At 40.3% G+C, this 26801-nt stretch carries 21 protein-coding genes and 1 other RNA gene; 15 read left to right on the plus strand and 7 right to left on the minus strand.

Annotated elements, in window-relative coordinates; translation table 11 throughout:
• Positions 1-28: 28 nt before the first annotated feature.
• The 11 genes from M2273_RS04935 to M2273_RS04985 all read left to right on the plus strand — a co-directional run bounded on the left by M2273_RS04935 (position 29) and on the right by M2273_RS04985 (position 11650).
• Positions 29-235, plus strand: coding sequence for an RNA-binding S4 domain-containing protein (locus M2273_RS04935; protein ID WP_429393732.1), 207 nt, complete (start codon positions 29-31; stop codon positions 233-235).
• Positions 236-237: 2 nt separating this feature from the next.
• The gene (aroB, locus tag M2273_RS04940) at positions 238-1296 is read left to right on the plus strand and encodes a 3-dehydroquinate synthase (RefSeq protein ID WP_429393735.1); all 1059 of its coding nucleotides are present in this window, start codon (positions 238-240) and stop codon (positions 1294-1296) included.
• Between the two features lies 1 nt (position 1297).
• Positions 1298-2221 (plus strand): sterol desaturase family protein, encoded by a 924-nt coding sequence (locus tag M2273_RS04945; protein WP_429393738.1) that lies wholly within the window; start codon positions 1298-1300, stop codon positions 2219-2221.
• A 525-nt stretch (positions 2222-2746) separates the two neighbouring features.
• Complete coding sequence (locus tag M2273_RS04950; protein ID WP_429393741.1) at positions 2747-3421, plus strand: hypothetical protein; 675 nt, start codon at positions 2747-2749, stop codon at positions 3419-3421.
• A gap of 439 nt (positions 3422-3860) precedes the next feature.
• Positions 3861-4304 (plus strand): hypothetical protein, encoded by a 444-nt coding sequence (locus M2273_RS04955; protein ID WP_429393743.1) that lies wholly within the window; start codon positions 3861-3863, stop codon positions 4302-4304.
• Between the two features lie 673 nt (positions 4305-4977).
• Entirely contained in the window at positions 4978-5877 is a 900-nt protein-coding gene (locus tag M2273_RS04960; protein ID WP_429393746.1) for a prephenate dehydratase, read from the plus strand.
• A gap of 92 nt (positions 5878-5969) precedes the next feature.
• Positions 5970-7097, plus strand: coding sequence for a chorismate mutase (locus M2273_RS04965; RefSeq protein WP_429393749.1), 1128 nt, complete (start codon positions 5970-5972; stop codon positions 7095-7097).
• 7 nt (positions 7098-7104) lie between these two features.
• Positions 7105-8418 carry a 3-phosphoshikimate 1-carboxyvinyltransferase gene (gene aroA, locus M2273_RS04970; RefSeq protein WP_429393751.1) on the plus strand — a complete coding sequence of 438 codons (1314 nt, stop codon included), beginning with the start codon at positions 7105-7107 and terminating at the stop codon, positions 8416-8418.
• A gap of 139 nt (positions 8419-8557) precedes the next feature.
• On the plus strand, positions 8558-9652 hold the full coding sequence (gene aroC / locus M2273_RS04975; RefSeq protein ID WP_429393754.1) for a chorismate synthase: 1095 nt from the start codon (positions 8558-8560) through the stop codon (positions 9650-9652).
• Between the two features lie 131 nt (positions 9653-9783).
• On the plus strand, positions 9784-11022 hold the full coding sequence (locus M2273_RS04980) for an MFS transporter (protein WP_429393757.1): 1239 nt from the start codon (positions 9784-9786) through the stop codon (positions 11020-11022).
• A gap of 1 nt (position 11023) precedes the next feature.
• Positions 11024-11650, plus strand: a complete 627-nt coding sequence (locus M2273_RS04985; protein WP_429393760.1) for an HAD family hydrolase — start codon at positions 11024-11026, stop codon at positions 11648-11650.
• Here M2273_RS04985 and M2273_RS04990 read toward each other — a convergent pair.
• Complete coding sequence (locus tag M2273_RS04990; RefSeq protein ID WP_429393762.1) at positions 11647-12168, minus strand: DinB family protein; 522 nt, start codon at positions 12166-12168, stop codon at positions 11647-11649. The two genes, M2273_RS04985 and M2273_RS04990, sit on opposite strands and share 4 nt — an antisense overlap.
• Positions 12169-12371: 203 nt before the next feature.
• Here M2273_RS04990 and M2273_RS04995 point away from each other — a divergent pair, with 203 nt between their 5' ends.
• Entirely contained in the window at positions 12372-13961 is a 1590-nt protein-coding gene (locus M2273_RS04995) for a L,D-transpeptidase family protein (protein WP_429393765.1), read from the plus strand.
• 16 nt (positions 13962-13977) lie between these two features.
• Here the strand turns inward: M2273_RS04995 and M2273_RS05000 are convergent, their stop codons facing one another.
• The 3 genes from M2273_RS05000 to M2273_RS05010 form a co-directional block, all read right to left on the minus strand.
• Complete coding sequence (locus M2273_RS05000) at positions 13978-14763, minus strand: murein L,D-transpeptidase catalytic domain family protein (RefSeq protein ID WP_429393768.1); 786 nt, start codon at positions 14761-14763, stop codon at positions 13978-13980.
• A gap of 218 nt (positions 14764-14981) precedes the next feature.
• Positions 14982-15563 (minus strand): nitroreductase family protein, encoded by a 582-nt coding sequence (locus M2273_RS05005; RefSeq protein WP_429393770.1) that lies wholly within the window; start codon positions 15561-15563, stop codon positions 14982-14984.
• A 132-nt stretch (positions 15564-15695) separates the two neighbouring features.
• The gene (locus M2273_RS05010) at positions 15696-18128 is read right to left on the minus strand and encodes an alpha-ketoacid dehydrogenase subunit alpha/beta (protein ID WP_429393773.1); all 2433 of its coding nucleotides are present in this window, start codon (positions 18126-18128) and stop codon (positions 15696-15698) included.
• Between the two features lie 134 nt (positions 18129-18262).
• Here M2273_RS05010 and M2273_RS05015 point away from each other — a divergent pair, with 134 nt between their 5' ends.
• The 3 genes from M2273_RS05015 (at position 18263) to ssrA (ending at position 20477) form a co-directional block, all read left to right on the plus strand.
• Entirely contained in the window at positions 18263-18661 is a 399-nt protein-coding gene (locus M2273_RS05015) for a DUF1573 domain-containing protein (RefSeq protein WP_429393775.1), read from the plus strand.
• Positions 18662-18800: 139 nt separating this feature from the next.
• On the plus strand, positions 18801-20033 hold the full coding sequence (locus tag M2273_RS05020) for a pyridoxal phosphate-dependent aminotransferase (protein ID WP_429393777.1): 1233 nt from the start codon (positions 18801-18803) through the stop codon (positions 20031-20033).
• 75 nt (positions 20034-20108) lie between these two features.
• Positions 20109-20477, plus strand: a transfer-messenger RNA (tmRNA) gene (gene ssrA / locus M2273_RS05025).
• Positions 20478-20745: 268 nt separating this feature from the next.
• Here ssrA and M2273_RS05030 read toward each other — a convergent pair.
• From M2273_RS05030 to M2273_RS05040, 3 genes are all read right to left on the minus strand, one after another.
• Positions 20746-22191, minus strand: a complete 1446-nt coding sequence (locus M2273_RS05030; RefSeq protein ID WP_429393778.1) for a RagB/SusD family nutrient uptake outer membrane protein — start codon at positions 22189-22191, stop codon at positions 20746-20748.
• A 17-nt stretch (positions 22192-22208) separates the two neighbouring features.
• Positions 22209-25388 (minus strand): SusC/RagA family TonB-linked outer membrane protein, encoded by a 3180-nt coding sequence (locus tag M2273_RS05035; RefSeq protein WP_429393781.1) that lies wholly within the window; start codon positions 25386-25388, stop codon positions 22209-22211.
• 88 nt (positions 25389-25476) lie between these two features.
• Positions 25477-26790 carry an amidohydrolase family protein gene (locus M2273_RS05040; protein ID WP_429393783.1) on the minus strand — a complete coding sequence of 438 codons (1314 nt, stop codon included), beginning with the start codon at positions 26788-26790 and terminating at the stop codon, positions 25477-25479.
• Between the last annotated feature and the right edge of the window lie 11 nt (positions 26791-26801).

Below are 26801 nucleotides of genomic sequence, written 5' to 3' on the forward strand. Positions count from 1 at the left end.
TCCATGAATAGTTTATTTTTGCCCCTCCATGATAGAATTTAAATTAACGGGCGACTATATCCCCATGATACAATTACTAAAAGCCGCCAATCTGGTGTCAACAGGCGGTGAGGCGCAAATAGTTGTAAGTGAGGGCGAAGTGACTTATAATGGCCAGGTTGACTACCGTAAACGGCTTAAAGTTAAGCGCGGTGACCTGGTTGAATTCAGAGGTAATAAAATCATGGTGATATAATTATGGATACTATTCAAAGCAATAATTACCCTATTTATTTTAATAATAGCATTGACGAACTGGTTAACTTTATTAAAAAAGGTAACTATTCGCGCTTTTTTATTTTAACCGATGAGAACACGGGTGTTCACTGCTTACCCATCATAAAAAGCAAGATTGATGGCCTGGGCGACTATGACCTTATCGAAATAAATGCCGGCGAAGAAAGCAAGGATATTGATTTTTGCATTGGTGTATGGAAAATGCTGATCGACTTTGGTGCCGACCGTAAAAGCCTGTTAATAAATCTTGGTGGTGGCGTTGTAACGGATCTGGGGGGCTTTGCAGCTTCAACTTTTAAAAGGGGATTTGATTTTGTGCATGTACCTACCACCCTTTTATCTCAGGTAGATGCATCAGTAGGCGGTAAAACGGGGATTGATATTGATAGTATAAAAAATATCGTAGGTACTTTTACCCAGCCCAAAGCTGTATTTATTGAGTACGATTTTTTAAAAACACTTCCCGCCCGCCAAATCCTTTCGGGCATTGCAGAGATGCTTAAACATGGTTTAATTGCCGATGCTAACTATTGGGATCAGCTTAAATCAAGCGACCTGAAAAACCCTTCGGCACAATTGGTTTACCGCTCTGTAGAGATAAAGAATGTAATAACTATTGAAGATCCAACTGAAAAAGGCATCCGCAAAGCTTTGAATTTTGGTCATACCATTGGCCATGCAATCGAAACTAATTCATTAATAAATGATAAAGACTCTTTATCTCATGGTGAAGCTATAGCAATAGGCATGATCTGCGAGTCGTATCTCTCACACAAAAAAACAGGGTTAAGCGCTGCCGAATTGAGCGAAATAACAAATGTATTTAGCGATCTTTATCCAAAATATACAATTGCCGAATCGAGTTTTGATACCCTGTTTGCCATTATGCAAAAGGATAAGAAAAATCAGGATGGTAAAATAAATTGCACATTACTGACGCATATTGGTCAATGCAATATTGATAATATCTGTACAGAAGCCGAACTTTGTGAAAGTTTAATGTATTACATTAATTTGTAAAATGTCCAGCTTAGATTCCAGGGATAAAGCAGCACTTGTGCTGATGGGTTTACTGGTAGTACTAACCCTTGTTGAAATGGGTTTAAGCTACTGGGAAAATCGTAAATATTATGAAACGCGCGATACGCTGACTAATATCTATCTTACTTCACTTGCGGTTATTACTAATTTGATAGTTAAAGTAAGCACATTTGTTATCCTTACCCTTACTTATCAATACCGGCTTTTTCAAATACATAACGTTTATCTGTATTGGTTTTTACTGGTTGTGGTGCAGGATTTTTTATATTGGGTTTTGCATTATACGGGCCATTACTGCCGGCTTTTTTGGGCCATGCATGTAACCCATCACTCATCAGAACACTTTAACTTTACCACAGGATTCCGTTCAACCGTATTTGAGCCATTTTACCGTGTATTTTTTTACCTACCGCTCGCATTGATGGGTTTTACAGCATTAGATATATTGTATGCTTATTTAATTACCCAGCTTTATGGTAACCTGGTACATACACAATATAAAATACCGTTGCCAAAATGGTATGGCTGGTTATTTGTAACCCCTTCACATCACCGGGTACACCATGCATCAAACATTCCATATCTTGATAAAAATATGGGTATGATGCTTATCATTTGGGACAGGATGTTCGGGACTTTCAGAGATGAAGATTTGGAGGAACCCGTTAAATATGGTTTAACCAAACAACCCGAAGACATGGGTCCGGTAAATGTACTTTTTCATGAGTGGAAAGCCTTGCTCCATGATGTTAAACATGCACCGGGCGTTAAAAACAAGATCGGGTATTTGTTAAACCCGCCAGGATGGAGTCATGACGGCAGTACACAAACTGCACGGGTTATGCAACGGGAGTATGAAATACAACACATCACCCCGCTCGATGAACATAAACATTCTGCTTAATTCAGGTATATATTTCTAATTTTTGGATACTATATTTGTCTGAACCGGGATTCTTAGGATTCAAGTATTACCGCGATTAAACAAAATCCAATAAATCCCAAATCTGCTTAATCCTGGTTCAGACATAAGGCTATTAAGCCTGTGGCCGGTGTTATCACCATAGGCTTAATAGTGGGTTTACATGGTTTACACACTTCATGGTTAACATCAATATAATTATTTGATTTTCAATTAATTATATTTATTTCTATCAAAACATAATGGTTTACATTGATCAGCTTTTATGCTGTTTGAAGTTGATTGCTTTTTAAATATAGAGACGCATCATTGCATCTTCCACTTGCAAATTAAAGTAGTTAAGCGGCTTGCAAAACGGCTTTTGTTTTGGGAGCCGCAATGATGTGTCTCTACGTAAAAATATTTTTAAGCTCAATCTAAACTGCTTTTTAGTATTAATAAATTACTAATATTTTTAGCAATTTTAAATTTAATTGCTTATCTTTATAAAAAAGGAAAGTAAGCAAAATGGAAACACAGGAATTGGTTTCAACCAAATTAACAGGCAGTGAGAAAAAAACTATCGCGTTGCTGGAGCTGAAAAAAATAACGCTAAGCGATCTGGATAATTTCGATACCGGCGAACGGCAATATTTAGCGGTGGTTTGCACCCAAATGCTGCAAGGCTTAAAGGATAAAGAAAGGGATGATTTTTTAAACAAAATTGAACCCATCATGCCGGCAAGCAATAAACAGCAGATTTGGGAATATAACCACCGGGCAATCACTGATGCCATTTCAAAGTTGACTGAACTGCATGGCAGCATGCCCACTAAAAATCACCTGGCCGAAGAGACCGGTTTAAGCCGGCAAACCATCAGCAAACATTTAAAAGAATATCAAACACATCCTGGATATACTGAGCAAATGGAACAGTATAAAATGATGGCCCCAAAGTTAATGGCAAAAGTATTCCAATATGCAGCTAAGGGCGATATCAGGGCTGCCAGGCTTTATCTGGAAACAGTTGGCGCTACCCATAAACAGCAAAGCAATACGGTTGTTAAAAGCCAAAACAACTATATTCAAATTAACAATACCATATTGAGCCAGGAAAATTTAAAGCGCCTAAGTGCCGAACAACTCAACCAGATTGAGCATATCGTTGCTAAGGTTTTACCCGAACCGAAAATGATTGAATAACCACCTCTCCCGTATCATTTGGTAAGTGTGGAATTTATGCAAATAGGCTTGTAGTATCCCATCACTCGGCTACATAACCGTCCGAAGTCGGAGAAATCGGATAGCGGGACTCTACGGATAGCGGGTAAAAAGCCTCAAGTCGAAATATTTGAAGCTTTTCTAATTTAAATTGTATTAAATTGTGGTGCGGTGATAACACCACCTATAGACTTAACATTCGCACAAGACTTGCGCTAAAGAGGGGCAATCTTATTAGGAATAGTTGTGTTTGTAAATTGATCAACATTGTGACAGTTTTACAAACAACAGAAGTTGAACAATATTTAATAGACTATGATTTATGAAATATCTTTATAAGCATGTAAGTTTAATATTTTTAATAAGCACTTTTTTGCTTTCGTGCAAAAAGAGTTCAACAACACCTGAACTTGTTACTTTTATGAAACTCGATACCAATAGTAAAGCTCTTAGTTATAACTCATGCTCTACAATAGAAATAATACGCGGCGGGCAGCCTCAAACTAGCATTACCTCTCAGGGAGGAACCGGGCATTTCGACATTACACTAAATCAGGCTCCAGAGAATTTAAAAACAGGGCAGGTGTATGAGGCACAAACCATCAAAAGCCTTGTAACAGATAGTTATGCAAGATTTACTTATGTACCCAATAGCTCGGCCAATGGCGTATATGGTTATTCATCGTCAGTAAATAATCCGATTGGCTCTGTTACACTTACCGAAGTTACTTCGACTTCTATAAAAGGAACATTTTCCACAAGGGTATTTCAGGATGATTCTGGATTAGATTTACGCTATACTATTACTAATGGAACTTTTTGTTCTGGTCCCTCGGCATATACAGTTGTAATTACGGGTCATTAATCCGTGAAAGAAATTATGAGCTACTTGATAATACAAGTGTAGTTATGGTGCATTTATTCGCTATAAGAATTATGTTGAATCGTTTTCAGGCAGTTTCTTGGGCCTATATTATTTCAATAACAAGTAATACCTTCATTGGCCTAGCCTTAAACTATGTTTCATACCTAAATTTATTTAAACAAGTTATAGTTATTATTGCACTTCAACAAACACAAGTCGTCTATTCACCAAATATCCGCACAAAACGTACACTAAAAAGAGTGGATACACCAGGTTATAAACCTGCTGATGGGATGCTGAAACAAGTTCAGTATGACTACGGGATACCATTAACAATATAATTAAATTCAAACACCATGCAGATAATTATACTGTACCTGTTAATTTTAAAACATAAAATATATTCAAATCGCTGTAAAATCAATTTAAACAGAATAAAATTCGTTTCACCCAAACTATTTTACAAAAATTAAAATTTTCTATTGACAAATACATTTTTAGCCGTACATTTACAACGTAATAAAAAACAAATGAAATTTACAAGCGCATACTATTTCGGTTACTACTTTTACTTTAACAGTGAGAGCCGGGACTAATATGTACTTAACACACACATAAAGAAACTAAAAAGTCCCGGCACAAAATGCCGGGATTTTTTGCTTTAACAGGGTTTATGAAAATAGAAAAACCACGGGTTGCAATACAGGGAATACGCGCTTCCTTTCACGAAGAAGCAGCCATAAGGTACTTTGGCGAAAATGCGCAAACCATTGAGTGTAACTCTTTTAAGCAAACATTTGAGGCCCTAAAAAATAAAGAGGCCGATTATGTAGTAATGGCAATTGAAAACAGCATTGCAGGAAGCATATTGCCAAACTATACTTTATTGCTTGACTATGGTTTCCCGGTTGTGGGCGAAATTTATTTACCTATTCAGTTACACTTAATGGCATTGCCAGGTGTAAAATTTGAAGATATAAAGTACGTGACCTCGCACCCTATAGCTTTACGTCAGTGTGTTGATTTTTTTGATGAATACCCGCATCTTAAAATTGTGGAAAGTAATGATACGGCGGCCTGTGCTAAACGCATTAGGGACGAACAATTAACTGATACTGTTGCCATAGCCAATGCACTGGCTGCGAAACTTTATGGGCTTGATGTATTGGAACGCAGAATTGAATCAAACAAAAAGAATTTTACCCGTTTCCTGATCCTTACCCATCATGATAATGTAGAAAAAAAGAATGCCAACAAAGCTTCTCTTTGCTTTCAGGTGAGTAACAAGGTTGGGGCTTTAGCCAAAGTGTTGAATATTTTTGCCGATGAAGGCGTAAATATGAGCAAGATTCAGTCAATGCCTATTTTGGGTAAACGCAATGAGTACAATTTTTATGTAGACATTGAATGGGAAGAACAAAAACAATATGATGCCTCCATACGACAAATACTTAAATACACGCACAATTTTAACATACTTGGTGAATATGAAAGACATGACGATGAATTAACTCCAAAACCACTAAAAAACGACAGGGTCCGGAGATATATCAATATAAGAAGGAACATCTGAGCCTGCATTACAGCAATCAAAAAGTAAAAGAAAAATTAACATAAAATATAAAAACACCGGTATAAATAATCTGCCGGACTAATAACAAAACAATGAAATTAAATTTAAACATACAGCCGCTTCATACCTGGATCAAGACCGGAAAAGAACCATTGGTAATAGCAGGCCCATGTAGCGCCGAAACGGAAGATCAACTGGTAGCTACGGCTCACTTATTAGCCCAAACGGGCCGCGTATCTGCATTACGTGCAGGTATCTGGAAACCACGTACACGTCCGGGTGAATTTGAAGGTATTGGCAGCATTGGTTTAGAATGGCTTAAACGTGCTAAAGCTGAAACCGGCTTACCTACTGCCATTGAAGTTGCAACTGGCAAACATGTTGAAGAGGCATTAAAAGCTGGCGTTGATATATTATGGGTAGGTGCCCGTTCAACCGTTAATCCTTTTACTGTACAGGAAATTGCTGATGCCTTAAAGGGTGTTGATATTCCTGTAATGGTTAAAAACCCGGTAAATCCTGATCTTTCTTTATGGGTTGGCGCATTGGAGCGTATCAACAACGCCGGTATCACTAAACTGGCCGCTATTCACCGTGGGTTCTCATCTTACGAGAAATCTGCTTTCCGTAATGAGCCAATGTGGGATATCGCTATTGCCTTAAAAACTTTAGCTCCTGAGTTGCCTATCATCAACGATCCAAGCCACATCTCTGGTAACCGTGACCTTATCGGTTACATATCACAAAAAGCTTTAGATCTTGATATGCAAGGCTTGATGATCGAATCGCACATTGACCCAAGTGTAGCCTGGACAGATGCTAAACAACAGGTTACCCCTGCTGCCCTTGCTGACATTATCGATCACCTGGCTTTACGTAAACCAGAGATCCGTAATGCAGAAGTAAACGATAAACTGGCCGAGTTACGTAACCAGATCGACAAAATTGACGATTTAGTTATTCAGAAAATTGCCGAGCGTATGCAAATTGCTGATAAGATCGGTCAATACAAAAAAGACAATAACATTACCATTTTACAAGTTGGCCGTTGGGACGAGATTCTGCAAAAACGCACCAACTATGCAAAAGCTTTAAAATTAGGCGAGGAGTTTACTGAGAAATTATTGGAGCTTTTACACGCCGAATCTATCAGCAGGCAAACAGCTGTCATGAATAAAAGTGAAGCCGGACAAGCAGCAGAAAAACTAACCCACGCATAACTATATAATGATGCAAAACATCATCCTGACAAAAAGTAATAAGCAAATAAATGGCACGGTACACCTTACCGGGTCAAAAAGTGAGTGTAACCGTGCACTGATCATCGAGGCATTAAGCGATGGTAAAGTAAAGGTTGAGAATGTTTCGGACGCGGCCGACGCGGTGTTGCTTGCTGGTATTTTGAGAGGTACGAAGTCTGAAGTTCTGAGTCTTGAGCCTGAAGTCTTAAGTCAAAGATCAAAAGACTTAGAACTCAGAACTCAAGACTTAAGACTTGTAGACATTGGCCCCGCAGGTACAGCCATGCGTTTTTTAACAGCTTATTTTGCAATACAGGATAATGAAGTAATACTAACCGGCAGTCAGAGGATGAAAGAAAGACCAATAGGTATATTGGTTGATGCGCTGAGAGAGTTGGGTGCCCATATTGACTATGAAGAAAAAGAGGGCTTCCCTCCTATAAAACTAAAAGGCAGTTTCGAGCAGCAAACTAGTAAGATCAGTATTAAAGGTAACATTAGCAGTCAGTATATTACCGCGTTGTTACTCATCGCTGCCCGACTGCCTTTTGGTTTGGAATTACATATTGAAGGTGAGTTAACTTCCCGTCCTTATGTTGAAATGACACTTGCGATGTTAGAAACCGCAAAGATACAGCACAGTTGGGAAGGTAACGTCATTACAATATCAAATCAGGAGTTTGCAACAACCTCATTACATGTTGAACCCGATTGGAGCGCGGCATCATACTGGTATGCCATTGCAGCACTGGCAGATGAAGCTGAGTTATTGTTAACCGGCTTAACCCAATATAGTTTACAAGGTGATAGCGTGATAACCGAGATCATGGCCAATTTTGGTATTACTTCGCAATTTAAAGATGGCGGGGTGCATTTAACAAAAGAGATTAAACCACTTGCCCGTAAAATATTCGACCTTAAGGAATGTCCTGATCTGGCACAAACCATCATTGTAGTATGCGCGGCTTTAGGCCATGAAGCTACTTTTACAGGCCTGGAAACTTTAAAAATAAAAGAGACCGACCGTATTTTGGCTCTGCAGACCGAGTTGGCAAAAATGGGTGTAAAATTGATCGAAAAAGGTCAGGTTTATAAACTGGACTGTAGCGAAAAGTTTATACCCGAGCGTATATTTATCAATACTTATCATGATCACCGTATGGCTATGGCATTTGCTCCACTGGCGCTCATCATCCCGCAACTGGAATTTGAGAACGGGCCGGTAGTTGATAAATCATACCCTGCATTCTGGACCGATCTGGCAGGGCTTGGATTTGGAGTTCAGGAAATAGAAAGATAAGGCAAAAGATTAAATTAATACCCACGTCATTGCGAGGTACGAAGTAATCCCCAAATTACAGAGATGATCTGTATAGTTTAGAGATTGCTTCGTACCTCGCAATGACGATTAAAATAAACATCTCATATCTAATAAGACAATGGCAGGCAATTCATTCGGGCAAATATTCAGGATAACCACTTTTGGCGAATCGCATGGCGAAGCTATAGGTGTAATTATTGACGGTTGTCCGGCACAATTAACAGTTGATATGGATTATATCCAGGGCGAACTGGATAAACGCAAACCCGGTCAGTCAAAAATAACCACGCAACGTAAAGAAAGCGATACCGTAAAAATATTATCTGGCGTGTTTGAGGGTAAAACCACGGGCACTCCTATCGCCATGCTGATCCCTAACGAAGATCAACGCTCAAAAGATTACAGCCATAATGTGGATGTATTCCGTCCTTCCCATGCCGATTATACTTATCAGGTAAAATATGGCATCCGTGATCACCGCGGCGGGGGCCGTTCATCAGCCCGCGAAACTGCCGCGCGTGTTGCAGCAGGCGCATTGGCCAAACTATTGCTTAAAAGCCAGGGAATTGAAATTGCGGCTCATGTAAGCAGCGTTGGCACTATAAATGCCCCTAATGTAAGTATTGAAAATATACAGGAGTTTATTGACGAACGCGAAAAGAACATCGTACGCTGTGCCGACCCGGCAACGGCCGAAGAAATGATCTCTTTTATTGATAGCGTACGCAAAGACGGCGACACCGTGGGCGGTAAGGTAAGCTGCTATATTAAAAATTGCCCGGTTGGTCTTGGCGATCCGGTATTTGATAAACTACATGCCGATCTGGGTAAAGCCATGCTGAGCATTAACGCGGTTCATGGTTTTGAATATGGTTCGGGCTTTTCCGGCAGCGAAATGCGGGGCTCAGAGCATAATGATATTTTTGTTAAATCGCATTTAGGCACTGTGAGCACCATAACCAATTTTTCGGGTGGTATACAGGGCGGTATCAGCAATGGTATGCCTATTGAGTTTAAAGTAGCTTTTAAACCGGTTGCCACCATCATGAAAAACCAGGCGACTATCGACAGCGAGGGCAATGCTGCCGAAATATCAGGCAAGGGCCGTCATGATCCTTGTGTAGTACCACGTGCTGTACCCATTGTTGAGGCTATGGCCGCGTTGGTTTTGGCCGATCATTGGCTGAGGAACAGAAACTCTATTTTAAGCTAACTTATGCTAAAAGCGTAAGGCAGAAAGCTTAAAGCAAGCCTTTAATAATTTACAATTAGATGCCCAAAGCGTATAAAAGCTTTGGGCTTTTTGCATTGGGCTTTAAGCTTAATCCCTATCTTTGCTGAGTAATGCTAACGCCTGTCATCCAATTATACAAAAAAGCCTATAGCGGACTATCTAAAAACAGCTGGTACTTAAGCCTGGTTATGTTTATTAACCGGAGCGGTACTATGGTGGTACCGTTTATGAGCATTTACACCATTCAGCAACTGCATTTTACTATTGTACAATCTGGGTGGGTGATGGCATTTTTTGGCGCCGGGGCCATATCAGGCGCATTTATTGGCGGTAAACTAACCGATAAGATAGGCTTTTATGATATCCAGGTTGGCGCATTGCTTATTGGCGGCATCTTGTTCCTTATTTTAGGTTATCAGCATACTTTCATAACTGTTAGTATTGGTACGTTCATCTTAAGTATCTGCAATGAATCTTTTCGTCCGGCTAATTCAACTGCTATTGCGCATTATAGCAACGATGAAAATAAAATACGCTCCTACTCTTTAAACCGGTTAGCTACAAATCTGGGCTGGGCTTTTGGCGGTGGTTTGGGAGGATTCCTGGCATCGTTCAACTACCATTTACTTTTTTGGGTTGATGGTTGTACCAATATTTTTGCCGCGCTCCTGTTATTAAAACTGATGCCCCGCTCAAAGATCATTAAAACCGTTAAAGCAGCGGGCCAAATAGTCAAATCAACATCGGCTTATAAAGACGGGGTGTATTTGATATTTATTTTATTGAGCACACTTTTTGCCACCTGCTTTTTCCAGTTCTTTATTATGCAGCCCGTATTTTATAAGATACAGTGGCATTTTAACGAACGCTTTATTGGCTTTTTGCTGGCTTTAAACGGTATTTTAATAGTGATGGTTGAAATGGTGCTCATCCATAAATTAGAAGGTAAAAGAAACCCGCTTACCTATATCAGTGCAGGTATTATTGTAGCCGGTGCCAGTTTTGTTTTGTTAAATCTATTGCCACATACGGCGTGGGTGGCTATACTGATCGTAGCCATGATCACTTTAGGCGAAATATTGAGTATGCCATTCATGAATTCTTTTTGGATAAGCAGAACAACCAACAACAACCGGGGCGAATATGCCGCGTTGTACAGCATGTCATGGTCGGCCGCTCAAATTATTGCTCCAGCAGTGGGAAGCCAGATCATTGCATACGGCGGATTTAATTTGCTGTGGTGGGTGTTAGGGGCTGTGTGCTTGTTTTCGTCAACCGGATATTTTATCCTGAAAAAGTTCACACATCCTTATAAACAAGCGACAATCATAGTTGAAAAAGTTATTTAACATGAAAAAAGCTATAATATTAGATCTGGATAATACCATATATCCCGTAAGCTCAATTGCTGAATATTTGTTTAATAAAGTATTTGAATTTTTGGATAGCCTGGCGGATGAATTAAGTATAGATGAAATAGATAAGGCAAAGGAAGAAATGAAAAAAAGGCCATATCAATGGGTTGCGGATAAATATAATTTCAGTGAAGCCGCTAAAAACAAAGGCCTCGACCTGCTTAAAAATCTTGAATATGATTTACCAATGCAACCTTATGAAGAGTATAGGTACATTAGCGACACCAAAATAGTTAAATTTTTAGTTACTACTGGTTTTACCAAATTGCAACGGAGCAAAATAAAATTATTGGGTATAGAGCACGATTTTAAAGCAATTTATATAGTTGATCCTGAAGTATCATCAGAAACAAAAAAGGACATTTTCGCAATCATCATGAATACCAATGACTTCAAACCTGAAGATTTGCTGATCATTGGTGATGACCCTGAATCAGAAATAAAAGCAGCAATAACTTTAGGTATAGATACGTTTTTATTTGACCCTGAAAACAGACATCCAAACGCACAGGTAAATCACTCGTCAAAAAACCTTAAAGATGCGGTTCCATTGTTTGCTTAACGTGTAATTTCATTTTTTAATACTTTAACAGTAACCAAAAGCTGACCTAAATGCCGCATAGTATGTTCTGCCGCATGTACATACAAACCAATCACCGTTGATGGCAGTTGCGACCTGCCAACGCCACGAACTTGCGTCAATACCTGTTCATCAGTTTCGGCTAATTGGTTTATTGCGCTATCAACCTGGATATTAAACTGCATGACAAGATCGGCGGTATGTATATTTTCAGTTGTCTTACCTTCGGTAGCTAAATAACTCAGCTGATCCTCAGTAAGCCCCGCTCCTTTTGCATAAGTAAAAAGCCGGTTAAGCACACCTGTTAAATGTTGTAAATGAAATCCCGGCGATGCCATGCCGGCTACTTTATGCCATAATAAAGCGTCAGGAAAACCATACATTAAATCATTCAGCTCCTCCCTGGCCTGTAAAAGTGCATGTGCTACAGGTTGCAGCAATGCTGGTATGCTGTTTAAAGGCCCGCGGAGCCAAACCTCGGGTTTATTTGCTGTTGCCATTTTTATTTATTGTTATTAAGCATGGTTTTTACCTCATCATGATTAAATAAAAAACAGTCGTTTTTTCATTATCCGAAGAATTTTGAACATGTGTTTATATATTAATGTGATAAAATGTCCGTTTTCAAAATTAATTAAAAACCATTTGGCTTTATGGTATGGGTATTGCTATTCATAAGCAAAAATTAACTATACTTATATCCATGATTGCTACTTGCCAAAAAAAGACCTTTATCCCCGCTCTACTATGTGGTCTTTTTGTACTTCTCCTTACTTTTCAAAGCTGTAAAAAAAAGCATTCGGAAATAGCTGACCAACTTTTCAAAGTAACTCAGAATAAAGCTTTCAAGGATATTGACCCGGATACCCTTGCTGCAACACTCAAAAATGAACTTACTGCCCAAAAATTAAAGATTGCTAATGAACATGTAATCGAATCTTATTTTAGGGCAAACGATTACCAGCCTGTTTTAGTAATGAACCATTTGTTTAATGGCGATCTGGACGTTTTAACAGATTATTATAACAAAATCAACGAGCACGGTCTTGATAAAAAGCCATATCATGCCGAAGCTATCAAAGCACTGGTTGCTAAATTGCAGGATAAAAACGGCATTAAAACAACTGCCGAAGCCTATCATGACCTGGCAGAGCTTGAGTTATTGACCGCAAGTTCCTTGTTAAAATATTCAAACGCGCTGCAATATGGCGTTATCAATCCTAAAAAAATATATTCCAGATATTTTACAGCCACTAAGCGGCCAGACAGTGCAACTATGAAAAAAGCACTGCGGACAACTGATCTAAGAGCTTACCTGGACAGTATCCAGCCCGCCGATCCACAATATAAAGTTTTACAAAAAGCATTTTTAGATGGTGTTACACTTGATGGCTTATCAAAAGAAGAAAGCAGGCGCTATCTGTTGGTTAATCTGGAACGTCTGCGCTGGAAGAATAAACCTACTGAATCCAAATATGTTATCGTAAATATTCCTGATTTTAAGCTGAATGTGATAGAAGATGGAAAATCTGTTTTAAATATGAAGGTGTGTGTTGGCCAGGGCCGTAACATGGATCAGCGATGCAGCTTGATATCATATGCCGACAGTGACAGGTATGATAAGCCATTTCCGCGCGAAACCCCGCAGCTAAGCAGCATGATCCATAGCGTTGAGGTAAACCCCATGTGGAACATACCGCGAAGTATTGCTACCAAAGAGATCATTATTGAAGCAGCAGATGACCCTTACTATTTATCCAATAAGAGCATTGACGTTTACAAGGACGGGGTTAAAATTGAAGATCCGGAGACAATAGATTGGTCAACAGTAACAAAAGACAATCTGGAATATGATTTTAAACAACGCCCGGGTGCTGACAATTCATTGGGTAAGATAAAATTCCTGTTCAAAAACAGAAGCAGTGTTTATCTGCATGATACACCTGCAAAAGAAGCCTTTGGGCATGCTATGCGTGCTGTGAGCCATGGTTGCGTGCGTTTGGGCGATCCGCAGGGCCTGGCAAAGAACCTTTTTGGTGAGGGGGAAGATTATGATACCATAACTAAAGATATGGACGAAGATAATCCTGACCCAACCAATATTGCATTACCTAAAAAAACACCAATATACATAACCTATGTTACCTGCTGGGCCGATGACAACGGCACATTACAATACAGGCATGATGTTTACGGGTTAGATGTGGTACTTTATGCACATTTAAAAATGCTGATAGGCGATATAAAAACAAATGCCCGGTTATTAGCCAGGCATAGCGATTCAGGTTTATAATTGGATAATATTAAATTTAAAGTTTGGCCAGATCAAAAGCCGTTGTATCAGCGGCAATAAAATTCAATGGCGCTGTTTCATCAAGGTATTTTGAAGTATACCTATCATCATTACCACTGATAAAGAGAACCGTTTTACCTGATATTGTATTAATTACCTTGTTTACAACTTTGGGTGATACAGCCGGACAACCAAAACTACGTCCTACATATCCTTTATGGTCAATAGCAGCCTGACTAACATAACTGGCTGCATGAATTACAATATCGCGCATCCGGGCATTGCTGTTAAAACCAGGATCCAAGCCATCTAACCGCAACGAACGGCCATGCTTACCCATATATACATTATCGGTCAGATAAAATCCCAGACTGCTTTGGTGTGAGTCGTTCCTGTCCGAAAAATGGTTGGCCATTTCATCGCCACTTCCCTGTCCGTGGGCAACCCATGTGTTTAACAATAATTGTTTACTTAGCAAATCAATTATCCACATGCGTTTTTCACGGCTTGATTTATTGAAATCAACAACAGTAAGTACAGCGCTGTTCTCTGGTAATTTATGAGCAAGTTTTAAATTTGTATAACCTGTAACTGCTTTTTCAAATACATCAAAGGCTAAACCAGACTGTTGCAAACTGGCTGCCAGATACAGATTATTTACGTACTGATTAAATAATTCCTTTGCATTTAGGGTTGAATTTACCTTTCCATCTGATTTGTTCGCACCTGCGGATCTCCAACTAATAACCGTTCCTGACAATAATAAAACCGCTAATGTGACACACCAAAAATGTTTCCTCATACTTGTTTTGAGTTAAATGTTAAATCAATAAGTTAAATTAGCAATAGGTTTATTTAACCGGATTAGGAAACCGGTTAATTACAAATGTATACTTTTTTACTTAATCCAAAATCATTTTAATATATTTTTTTACTAAAATGAAAATAAATTTAAAATAAAGAAAATTTCCGCGCTATTATACGGTTATACGAACAGGGGTAGTAAAAAGTTGGAAATATCTATTTAACCCACTTAATTTTTTCTTCGAGCGGGGTATTTCTTTTTCCTTCGGGATGCTGATCAGCATAACCCAGGTACAGCACACCCATCACATGGTCTTCTTCTCTTAGCTGTAGAAATTCTTTCATCGCGGGTTTTAAAATTGCGCCACCTGTACTCCAGAACGATGCCATATTTAAGGCAGTAGCACCAAGCAGGATGTTTTGAATAGCGCTCGAAACTGCCGCAAGCTCTTCAAATGCTGGAATTTTAGGCAGATCGCCACGCTTCATGGTAGTAATTATAACATGCGATACCTTATCGCCTTGATGCTGAAAATTAGTATAAACAGTTTCATTAAAATTCTCAGAGCTTACGCTTTGCTTGTATAATTCAGCATGTTGCAGGCAAAATTCAGCAGGATTTTCATAAACAGTAAATCGCCAGGGTTCGGTGTATCCATGGGTTGGCGCCCAATCAGCAAGTTCCAATAATGCGGCTACATGCCCGTTTGGTATCTTGTGGCCATTCATCATAGCTGGTTTAACAGACCGACGGGTTTTAATAATGTTAGATATAGTAGTGAAAGTTGCAGAATCCATGTTATTAGCTATATGTTCAGAAGAACGCAAACTTAAAAAAATAAAGAAAAAAGGAAATATTAAAAATGAGATGTGACCGATTAAAGACTAAAGCCCACGAAAAGGGTTTAGTAAATTTAAAATATCCTGCAATTAAAAAATTGCAGGATATTTAGCTGGGTTAGCTTCGTTCATCATAGCGTAAACAGCTTCAATGATATCATCTATAGAAGGTTTGCTGAAATAATCACCATCAGAACCATAAGGTGGGCGATGCTCTTTTGCAGTTAATGTTCTTGGTTGCGCGTCAAGCGAGTAATAACCATTCTCTGTTTCTACTATTTTTTGGGTTATATATGCCGAAGCCGCACCGGGTACATCCTCATCAATAACCAGCAGTTTGCTGGTTTTCTTTAGAGAATCACCACAAACATTCTCTGTATCAAACGGATATAAGGTTTGCGGGTCAATAACCTCGATATGGATATCCATTTTCTCCAGTTCGGCAGCGGCCTCTAATACAATGCGCAAGGTAGAGCCGTAAGAAACAACGGTAACATCGGCGCCATTCCTTAAAATCTCAGCTTTACCAAGCGGAACAGTAAATTCGCCAACATTATCAGGTAGCTTTTCTTTTAAGCGGTACCCGTTAAGGCTCTCAATAACCAATGCAGGTTCATCACCCCTTAACAAGGTATTGTACATCCCCGCGGCCTGTGTCATATTACGTGGCACACAAATATGGAAACCCCGCATAGAATTTAAGATCAGGCCCATGGGCGACCCTGAATGCCATATGCCCTCTAACCGATGACCACGGGTACGGATAATAAGCGGCGCTTTTTGTCCGCCACGGGTACGATAGCTCAAACTCGCTATATCATCGCTTAAAACGGTCATGGCGTATATCAGGTAGTCAAGGTATTGTATCTCAGCTATAGGTCTTAAACCACGCATAGCCAAACCCATACCCTGCCCAATAATAGTTGCCTCGCGAATACCAGTATCCGTAATACGCAGATCGCCATATTTATTTTGCAAACCGGCAAAACCCTGATTCACATCACCAATTGCGCCAACATCTTCACCAAAAGCAACAATACTTTTATCCCGGTCAAAATTGATATCAAAACAAGCGTTCAATACCTCACGACCATCTAAAAGCCGTGCATCATCACTATATATGGCAGCCACAACAGGCACATTTAAAGGTGATTGTGGCGTATCAGTAAATAGCTTTGAATTAAAACGCTCATCATTTTTTACCATTTCGGCATTAAACCAATTTAATAACGATTGTCTTTCTGCTGAATTTTCACGTGTGGTAATCCGTAAAGTTTTACGTATAGCAGCTATTATATCTTTACGACCGGCATCATAGCTTGAACGCAAAGCAGATGAAATATCTAATAATTCATCTTTTGCAGCAACATTATATGCCAGTTCATCTATCAATTTGGCTGCTTCATCCAATTCAGTATTTATTACACCAAGCAGTTCGCTGGCAGCTTCGCGCTGGCATTCGCGCACATATTTTTTGGCCTCGGTTTCCAGCTCATCCAGTTCAGCTTCTGTTGAAATGGCCGAAGCTATCATCCACTCGCGCATTTTAAGCAAGCAGTCATGATCATCCTCCCAGGTCAGGCGGTCCTTTGTTTTATAACGCTCATGCGAGCCTGATGTTGAATGCCCTTGTGGCTGCGTCATTTCAACAACATGGATCAGTACCGGTACATGCTGCTCACGGCAAAGCGCTATGGCACGTTCATAGGTTTCGCAAAGGGCAATGTAATCCCAACCCCTTACTTTAAATATTTCATAACCATTAGTTTCTTTTTCGCGTTGAAAACCTTTTAGTATTTCAGAAATATCCTCTTTTGTAGTTTGTAGCTTTGCCGGTACCGAAATAGCATAGGCATCATCCCAAACCGAAATAGCCATAGGTACCTGCAGTACACCGGCAGCATTAAATGTCTCAAAAAACAAACCTTCGGAGGTGGAGCCATTGCCTATTGTACCAAAGGCAACTTCATTACCATTAACTGAAAACTGCTCAAGGTATTCAAGTTCCTTATTTTGACGATATAATTTTGATGCATAAGCTAAACCAAGCAACCGCGGCATATGGCCACCCGTGGTTGATATATCAGATGAGCAATTCATGGTTTCGGCTTGGTTTACCCAGCTGCCATCAGCATTAATAAATCTTGTAGCATAATGACAGTTCATTTGGCGGCCTGCCGATGCAGGGTCCTTTTCAATATCAGGATTGGCGTAAAGCTGGGCAAAAAACTCTTTCAGGTTGCTCATACCTGTAGCAAACATAAAAGTTTGGTCGCGATAATACCCGGCACGCCAATCGCCGGCACGAAATGCCTTTGCCATAGCCAATTGGGCAACTTCCTTACCATCGCCAAATATTCCAAACTTAGCTTTACCAGTCAATACTTCTCTTCTACCTATTAAACTGGCTTGTCTGCTTTCAAAGCCAATACGGTAATCATCGATCACAATTTTTTTGAAATCATCAAAACTTAACTCAGCAGTATTAAATTTACTGGTTGCACGTATGGTAGTTCCGGGCATATATAATTTCGTTTAGACGGTAAAATTATAAAATTCTATTCTGTATTTGGCAAACTAACAATAAAACATAGAGTTTTACGAATAGTTTTTAAATTACGTTAAACCTTATATATTTGTATTAATCAAACAAACACATGAAAAAGATATTAATGATTTGCGCGGTAATTTTAGGCTTTGCCTTTACTGCATCAGCACAGGATAGCCAGAAAGCCGAGTTTAAATTTAACGAAGAAAAACACGACTTTGGCAAAATACCTCAGGGTACACCTGTAACCACCGTTTTTGAATTTACAAACGTTGGTAAAGAACCACTTATTTTAACTGAAGTAAGACCAACCTGTGGCTGTACTATTGCTGATTATACTAAAACACCTGTAAAAAGTGGCGACAAGGGCTCCATCAAAATCACTTACAATGCAGCTGCTGCTGCACCTTTTAACAAAACAATTGTTGTTAAATCAAACGCGGTTACACCCGAAAAGTATTTGAATATTATTGGCGAAGTTGTAGCTAAACCGGCATCGAGCAAATAAAACAAGGCAAGCCTGATTAAAAAAGCCCCTTGCTAAACAAAGGGGATTAAAAATACTGTTAAAGACCCTTTAAAGGGTCTTTTTTCGTTTACAGGAGTATAATAAAACAACAATACTTTCTTTTTTACTAATTTTGCATATGCCAAAAATATCTCAAAAAGGGCAGCGAATGCCCGCATCACCTATACGAAAACTAACGCCTTATGCTGATAAAGCTAAGCTGGAGGGCAAAAAAGTTTACCATTTAAACATTGGCCAGCCAGATATTGAAACCCCCGAAGGCATGTTAAATGCCATTAAAAATATTGATTTTAAGGTTTGGGCCTACACCCCATCAGAAGGTACATTAAGCTATCGCAAAAAACTTACGGAATACTATAACAAACTGGGTTACAATATCAATCCGGAAAATATCATTGTGACCACAGGCGGGTCAGAAGCTATTACGATAGCTATGATGGCCTGTCTGGATTCGGGCGATGAAGTGATCATCCCTGAGCCATTTTATGCTAATTACAATGGTTTTGCCAGTCAAAGCGACATTGTAGTTAAACCCATACTTTCATTTATTGATAACGGTTTCGCCTTGCCCCCTATCGGCGAATTTGAAAAACTCATCACTGATAAAACCAAAGCGATTATTATTTGCAATCCTAACAATCCTACCGGGTATTTATACTCAAAAGAGGAATTGGAAGCATTAAAAGAACTGGCCTTAAAGTACGATCTTTATCTGTTTTCGGACGAGGCTTATAGGGAGTTTTGTTACGATGGACGTGCATTTATATCGCCAATGCATTTAAATGGACTGGATGAAAATGTTATCGTGCTGGATACCGTGAGCAAACGTTATAGTGCCTGTGGAGCCCGGCTTGGTTGCCTGATCACTAAAAACAAAGCAGTTTTAGACGCGGGATTGAAGTTTGCACAAGCCCGACTTAGTGCAGGTATGATTGAGCAAATTGCCGGTACGGCAGCCGTTGATACCCCTGATTCATATTTTGAAGCGGTAAATAAAGAGTACACAAGTCGCAGAAATACCCTGGTTAGCAAATTGAACAAAATGAATGGCGTTTATTGCCCTAATCCGGGTGGCGCTTTTTATGTAGTAGCTAAATTACCCATAGATAATGCCGACAAGTTTTGCCAATGGATGCTGGAAACTTTCAGCTATAATAACCAAACCGTGATGATGGCACCGGCGACCGGTTTTTACAGCACTCCAGGAGCCGGACATAATGAAGTACGTATGGCTTATGTATTGAAAAATGAAGACCTGCAAAGTGCCATGATCTGCCTGGAAGAAGCTTTGAAGGTTTATCCGGGCCGTGTAGATACTGAAAGCAAAAAGCTTAAGGCTGAAAGCATATAATATTTGCCTAAACCGCTCAAAAACTGTATTTTTGTAAGCTTAGCTTTAGCCTTTCGGCTTTCGCCACTAAAAAATGGGGTCGACCGGAATTGACAGGATGGAGATAAGTAGGTAAGCATGCAGCGCGTTGGGTGAATTAGCGCTTAAATCTGAACGCTCAAACTTACAAATGGCGAAAATAACTACGCCTTAGCTGCTTAATTTAGAATTAAATAGCTTTTGTCCCGCCGGTTTTCCGTTCTGTTGAATCGGCAATCGGGGCATCGAAAAACGGAACTGGCCAGCTTAATGGTGTGCATAGCAGGCGAGATAAAGCACCTAAGGAAGACGGTACAGGTAAGCGACTGACCTTCCCCTTCCCTACAATTAAACAGAAGCTAAGCATGTAGAAAGCTTACCTTATACCATGTTTGGACGAGGGTTCGAATCCCTCCGGCTCCACTATTAAGATTATCAAAAAACAACAAAAAGCCTGTAAATTATTTATCTACAGGCTTTTGTTATTCCAAACAGACTAGAACCATCGAGCGATAAGTGCATTGGAGTGCCGGAATTTCTTTCGTAAAATCAATTTTGCCCGCCTCATTGCTCAACCTGACCCGGTTAAAAACCGACAAAAAAAGCCGTTTCAAATAAATTGAAACGGCTTTTTACTGAAAAAAACAGACAGTTATTAGTTTTTGTATAGGGGTATTAAAATTATATGACTTTCTTACCTGCCGATAAGCTTGTTATACAACTGCTCATTTCCGGACATTGGCCAAATATATGCCGGGTCTGCCGGGTTAATCTGCGGAACATTTGATTTAGCAGGAATAGGAAGTCCCAACCTTAAAAGATCGGCCCATCTCAAGCCTTCACCCAAAAACTCAATATTTCTTTCCTGCAAAATAGCGCTGGTGAGGTCTGCAACACCTTTAGGGAAACTGGCTTCTGTATAAACAGTTGAGGTATCAGATCGTCCTCTTACCGCGTTCAGCAGCGCTATGGCCTGGCCATCTAATGAATTGGTACTGCGTGCACGGGCTTCGGCTAAATTCAACAAAACCTCGGCATACCTTATTACAGGCACCCAATCATTATACGGGGAACCAAGTGGCCACTTAGTAAGATAGGTATGGCTTTTACCAACCAGGATAAAACCCCTTCTGGCATCGGCAGCTTTCCAGTTCGGATCGGCTATTACCCCGCTTAGGTTTAAATAAAACTCACCAGTACCCACGCTATTAAAATAATCGGCAAGCGCATTCTGACCACCCGGCGCCTCAGTAGGCGTAAATGGCTCAGAAAATACAGATTCGGTTGTGGTATAGGGGTTTTTAAAAACATTGGCAACAGAAGCTTGCAACGCGTTGGGCACACCGCTTTTTGCCGTAAACGGTGCCGTGGCGTTTACAATTTTGTTAGCTTCGGTAATTACATTACCATATTGCTGCATGCTTAAATAAACGCGGGTTTTAAAAGCGATGGCCGAGTTTTTATGTGCCCTGATGGTATTGGAAGTTGCATCGGGATAAGTAGATGGCAGATCGGTTTCGGCGGCATTCAAATCTGCTATTACCTGCGTGTAAACCTGGCCAACTGTTGCAGGAGCAAGATCAAAATTGGCATATTGCGAATTTCCTGTTAAGCGCAGGGGCAAACCAGGCTTGGAACCTGCACCATTAACATAAGGCTGGCAATACATTTGTAGCAAAGCATAGTAAGATAATGCCCTTACAAACTTAGCCTCGGCCACATAATTTGCCGATACTGTCGGGCCAACAACCTTTACTCCGCCCGCAGCCATGCCATCAATAAATAAATTGCAGTTATTAATAGTTAAATAGGCCTGCGACCACAAATTTAAAACCTCAGAACTTGTACTGGTTACGGATTCGGTCCAGGTTTGGTAAGCGGTTACTGAATTCACAGAAGAGTTGATCCAGTTTTCGGCTTTAACATCATTGTATATCTGGTACCTGCCGCCATAAAGCTGTCCACTTTTTAAGCTTGTATATAAACCTAAAACCTGGCTTGAGATACGGGCAGAGGTAGAAAACGGAGCACCATCCTGGTTAGAGACAGAGGTTTGTGACACAGGATATAAATGATCTTTCTGACAGGCAGAACAGCTCAATAATGCAATGCCTATAGCATATATAAATTTCTTTTTCATTTCCTTTAATTTAATAGTTAAAACTTAACCGAGAATCCTGCTGTTAAAGTGCGGCCGTTAGCTGCGGTATTTCTGTCGACACCAGGTGAACTGTTTGTTGTTCCGTTTGAGGAAACTTCCGGATCCGGACCAGGATATTTTGTGAAAACAAACAGGTTTTGCCCGCTAACATATACCCTTACGCTTGATATACCTACTTTTTTCAGCAGGTTTTTGGGCAGGGTATAACCAAAATTTATAGTTTTAACCTTCAGGAAATCACCTTTGTACACGTTAAAATCTGTAGGGAAAGAAGTGCCGTTTGATACGTTATCACCAAAAATCACTTTAGGATATTTTGCTACCTGCCCCGGTGCTGTCCAGTGGTCAAATATATCGGTAGAGTTGTTCCAGAAACGCTGGTCGGTTAGTGTGGCTGCGGTTCCGTAGTAAACATAAAACCCAAGCTGGTACGTTAACAAAACATTCAGATCAAAGTTTTTATAATGAAAAGAGTTGCTTATACCGCCCACTTCTTTAGGGGTTGCCCTGCCATAATCAACAGCATCGGCCGTTTGGTTAATTTGATTAGGAGCACCAGCAGCAGTTAAATATGGTGTACCATCAGGATTAAAATAATGGGTTGTTCCGTTGAATGTATATAAAACCTTTTGGCCTTTACCATTGATAAAGATCCTGTCGCCGGTAGCCGGGTCAACACCTGCAGAGCGAATAATGTACAAATCGCCCACAGAGCCGCCTACTTTATTAATATTGGCAATTTCCAGGCTTGATGTAGAATAAGTAAAGGAATTTGTGCCGGGTATTAAGGAGGTGATTTTATTTGTATTAAAGCTGATGTTAAAATTAGCGCTCCATTTAAAACCTGTTGATCTGATGATATCAGCATCAATATTAAATTCAAACCCTTTGTTATACATAGAGCCTATATTAACCGGGGGGTTAGTGGCCAAACCGCCGGAAGGGGCTGTAGGAACATTAAATATTAAACCGGTGATATCATTTTTATAATAACCAAAGTCGCCGGTAATCCTGTCGCCAAATAAACCAAAATTAAACCCGATGTCTGTTTTGGTACTTGTTTCCCAGCCCAGGTTGTCATTACCTGTTTGGCTTGGAGCAAGTGTGGCATTACCGTTAAAAAGGCTATTGGCATAAAATCCGTAAGAACCATAATCATTTAACCCGCTATTGTTGCCAACCTTACCATAACTCCCCTTCAATTTAAAGCTGCTGAATACTTTATCAAGCTTCAGGTTTTCCCAGAATTTCTCTTTTGCAATTTCCCAGCCTAAACCAACACCCGGGAAATAACCATATTTACGGCCCGAGCCAAAAGCTGAAAAACCATCTTTACGAAGCGTAGCGGTTAAAAAGTACTTTTTATCAAAATCATAATTTAAACGACCGAAAAAAGAAACCAGGTAGTTCTCGCTGTTGAGTAAGGATGACGCGGGAACGGTATTGATCGCATAACCGGCCTGTATTTGGTTAAACGCCGGGTCTGAAAGTGTGGTGCGCGTTAAACCATAACCATACGTTAGGCTGCGCTGTTGCTCATTACCTAACAATAATGAAAAATTATGATCTCCGAATGAATGATCAAACTGGGCTATATTATCCCAAACTGTTCTTTTATATTGCGCATAAGTATCGGCAACACTTGCATTATTGGTAACAACCCCATTGCTGGCAACCGAAAAATTTGATATGGGATTAAAAAATGTATCGCTGGTGAAATATAAGTAATCAATACCATAGGTAGTTTTCAGCGTAATCCATGGCAGGGGATTCAATTGCAGGTAAACATTACCGGTAGCATGATTAATTTCATTATTGGCACGGTCAAGGTCAAGCGCAGGCTGCGGGTTCGGATAACTTATAGCGTACCCTTTATTGTTCATCACCCCTATTGATCCGTTTGCCGGATTCAGGTTATAGCTACCATCATTATTATAAGGAGATAAGTTGGATGGAAGCAATAAAGCAAGACGCCCTAACCCGGCTGTGCTGTAGGCCTCTCCCACTAATGAGCCCGATGATGTAGCAGCATAATTCTGATTATCGGAGTAACCCAACTTGGCACCCATTGAAATTATTTTGCTGGCTTTATGATTCAGATTAAAAAGTATACCCTTGTTGGTAAAGTCGTTTTTCTGTATCACACCCTCCTGCTTGCTGTAATTGGATGATAGGTAATAAGTGGTTTTATCTGTACCTCCTGATACACTCACCGAGCCATTGTATGACTTACCAGTTCTGTAAATTAACTTTTCCCAATCGGTATCAATAGGTTTACCATCCGGACCGGGCGTTAAAGTAGCATAATAGCTATTTTCATTAAATAAACCCGCATTGGTCATGGCCTCGTTTTTTAGCGCCACATATTGGGCCGCGTTTAAAACCTTTGGCAAGCGGTTTACTTTAGTTACCCCCATCCAGCTATCAACACTTACTACAGCATTGCCTTTTTTACCTTTTTTGGTAGTTACAAAAACAACCCCGTTTGCTGCACGGCTACCATAAATAGCTGTAGCGGAAGCATCCTTGGCAACATCAATACTTTCAATATCTTCCGGGTTAATGTTTGATAGCGGGTTGCCACCAGCTTCGCCACCAACCAAATTCTCACTAAAAGCAGGTACACCGTCTACCACGATAAGCGGCTGCGAACCCAGTGATATGGAGTTTGTACCCCTTATATGAAATATCGGAGCCGTATTTAATACGCCATTAGGAACGGTAACCTGCACACCCGACGCCCTGCCACCCAGCGACTGTACAAAATTCTGCACCGGTTGTTCAACAAGCGCACTTCCTTTAACCTGTGCAATACTGCCCACGTTGTCTCTTTTTAATTGGGTGCCATAGCCAACAACCACAACCTCGCTTAACTGCCTTTGATCAGGATCTAACGCAACATTAACAACACTGCCTGTTATTTCAACCGGTTTTGCCTGATACCCTATAAAGGTAAATATCAACGTTTGCGGCCCTTTGCTTACCTGGATGGAAAATTTACCATTTGGATCGGTTTGAGTGCCTTTTCTGGTACCTTTTAAGGCAACACTGGCACCGGGAATCGGTCGTCCGTCGTCTTTGCCGGTTACGGTTCCGGTGATTGTTCGGTCTTGCGCATAGGCATGGGATGCCAGCAACAATAAAACCCACATACAGTTAAGTAATAGTTTTTTCATTGAAATAAATTATATGATCAGTTAATAGTAATTTGTTCTGAAAGAACTAGCCCCGGGCTATACTTAAGCTTGCGGGGATAAAATGAGGTTATGGCTTTAAGCCATATTTATCGCTGAATTTTTTATAAAGCTGCTTGTGTAAATTGTCGAGATTAATGCTTCTCCCCTGTATAAAAGCGATTTCCACGTCTATACCAATCATATCCAAAGCATCACCTGCTGATATAAAAAGGTTGGCATCCTTACCAGTTTCCAATGTGCCGGTGGTTTTGTCGATACCCAGTATTTTAGCATTGTTCATGGTGATCATTGACAGAGCCTGCTCTTTGGTTAAGCCATAACCCACTGCTTCCCCTGCTTCAAATGGCAAGTTGCGCTGCCGCCAGAAACCAATACCGGTTAAACCATAAAGTACGCCGCCATCCTGCAATAATTTAGGCAGTTTATACGGCAGGTAAACATCATCTTCATCCCTATCAGGCAAAGCCTGGGTTTCGCGGATAATTACCGGTACATTATTTTCTTTTAATAAATCCATTACAAGGAATGATTCTTTACCGCCCACAATTACAGCCGAAACTCCAAAGCGTTTAGCAAAATTTACCGCCTGTATAATTTCTTTGGCGCCATCTGCTATAATGAATAGTTTTTTGGTACCGTTGAATAAACCCCTCATAGCCTCCAGCCGTATATTCTTCACTTCTGGTTTAGTAATTTCGGCGTATGATTTAGCCTGCTCAAACAGCCGGGTAATATTGTCAACCGTTTTTTGAGCACGTTGGGCGGGTGTTTCCTGCACAACACCGGGTGCTACAAACGCTCTTCTGCCCCGGCCGCTCTCAACAGCAACAGGCCAGTTTAAATGAATAGCGATATCCTTTTTATAAGCTGCGTCTTCCCAGTTCCAGGCATCTAATTGCACAACCGATGACTCGCCTGAAATTATGCCACCATTAGGGGTGGGTTGGGCAAGTAAAATACCGTTTGAACGCACTGTAGGAATAACTTTCGAATCGGTGTTATAGGCAACTAACGACCGTACATGCGGGTTAAGGTCGCCCGTTTCGGCATCATCAACCGTACCGCGCGCGCCTTCTTCAACTTCAATCAGCCCCAGAGTGGTCATGGGCGCTATAAAACCCGGGTATATTTGTTTGCCTGCAGCGTTAATTACCTCACTACCGGCAGTGACAGGTGCTGTACCCTCACCAATACCTGTAATTTTACCTTTATCAAAAGCGATGTATCCGTTGTTAATTACCTGCCCGTTACCTACATGTATGGTAGCACCGGTAATGACAACAGGCTTGGATTGAGGTTTTGTGGGTGAAATATTTGCCTGCGCGTAAGTAAGCGTGGTAGCCAGCAATAATACGCCCAAACTTAATATTGTTCTTTTCATATTGATTTTCA

This window comes from Mucilaginibacter lappiensis, from assembly GCF_050433765.1.
GTDB classification, from domain to species: Bacteria; Bacteroidota; Bacteroidia; order Sphingobacteriales; family Sphingobacteriaceae; genus Mucilaginibacter; species Mucilaginibacter lappiensis_A.

What these genes read in the sequence shown, in the direction of transcription:
- M2273_RS04935 (WP_429393732.1), top strand. Translation starts at nt 29, where the DNA reads ATGATAGAATTTAAATTAACGGGCGACTATATCCCCATGATACAATTA.
- aroB (WP_429393735.1), top strand. Translation starts at nt 238, where the DNA reads ATGGATACTATTCAAAGCAATAATTACCCTATTTATTTTAATAATAGC.
- M2273_RS04945 (WP_429393738.1), top strand. Translation starts at nt 1,298, where the DNA reads ATGTCCAGCTTAGATTCCAGGGATAAAGCAGCACTTGTGCTGATGGGT.
- M2273_RS04950 (WP_429393741.1), top strand. Translation starts at nt 2,747, where the DNA reads ATGGAAACACAGGAATTGGTTTCAACCAAATTAACAGGCAGTGAGAAA.
- M2273_RS04955 (WP_429393743.1), top strand. Translation starts at nt 3,861, where the DNA reads ATGAAACTCGATACCAATAGTAAAGCTCTTAGTTATAACTCATGCTCT.
- M2273_RS04960 (WP_429393746.1), top strand. Translation starts at nt 4,978, where the DNA reads ATGAAAATAGAAAAACCACGGGTTGCAATACAGGGAATACGCGCTTCC.
- M2273_RS04965 (WP_429393749.1), top strand. Translation starts at nt 5,970, where the DNA reads ATGAAATTAAATTTAAACATACAGCCGCTTCATACCTGGATCAAGACC.
- aroA (WP_429393751.1), top strand. Translation starts at nt 7,105, where the DNA reads ATGATGCAAAACATCATCCTGACAAAAAGTAATAAGCAAATAAATGGC.
- aroC (WP_429393754.1), top strand. Translation starts at nt 8,558, where the DNA reads ATGGCAGGCAATTCATTCGGGCAAATATTCAGGATAACCACTTTTGGC.
- M2273_RS04980 (WP_429393757.1), top strand. Translation starts at nt 9,784, where the DNA reads ATGCTAACGCCTGTCATCCAATTATACAAAAAAGCCTATAGCGGACTA.
- M2273_RS04985 (WP_429393760.1), top strand. Translation starts at nt 11,024, where the DNA reads ATGAAAAAAGCTATAATATTAGATCTGGATAATACCATATATCCCGTA.
- M2273_RS04990 (WP_429393762.1), bottom strand. Translation starts at nt 12,168, where the DNA reads ATGGCAACAGCAAATAAACCCGAGGTTTGGCTCCGCGGGCCTTTAAAC.
- M2273_RS04995 (WP_429393765.1), top strand. Translation starts at nt 12,372, where the DNA reads ATGATTGCTACTTGCCAAAAAAAGACCTTTATCCCCGCTCTACTATGT.
- M2273_RS05000 (WP_429393768.1), bottom strand. Translation starts at nt 14,763, where the DNA reads ATGAGGAAACATTTTTGGTGTGTCACATTAGCGGTTTTATTATTGTCA.
- M2273_RS05005 (WP_429393770.1), bottom strand. Translation starts at nt 15,563, where the DNA reads ATGGATTCTGCAACTTTCACTACTATATCTAACATTATTAAAACCCGT.
- M2273_RS05010 (WP_429393773.1), bottom strand. Translation starts at nt 18,128, where the DNA reads ATGCCCGGAACTACCATACGTGCAACCAGTAAATTTAATACTGCTGAG.
- M2273_RS05015 (WP_429393775.1), top strand. Translation starts at nt 18,263, where the DNA reads ATGAAAAAGATATTAATGATTTGCGCGGTAATTTTAGGCTTTGCCTTT.
- M2273_RS05020 (WP_429393777.1), top strand. Translation starts at nt 18,801, where the DNA reads ATGCCAAAAATATCTCAAAAAGGGCAGCGAATGCCCGCATCACCTATA.
- M2273_RS05030 (WP_429393778.1), bottom strand. Translation starts at nt 22,191, where the DNA reads ATGAAAAAGAAATTTATATATGCTATAGGCATTGCATTATTGAGCTGT.
- M2273_RS05035 (WP_429393781.1), bottom strand. Translation starts at nt 25,388, where the DNA reads ATGAAAAAACTATTACTTAACTGTATGTGGGTTTTATTGTTGCTGGCA.
- M2273_RS05040 (WP_429393783.1), bottom strand. Translation starts at nt 26,790, where the DNA reads ATGAAAAGAACAATATTAAGTTTGGGCGTATTATTGCTGGCTACCACG.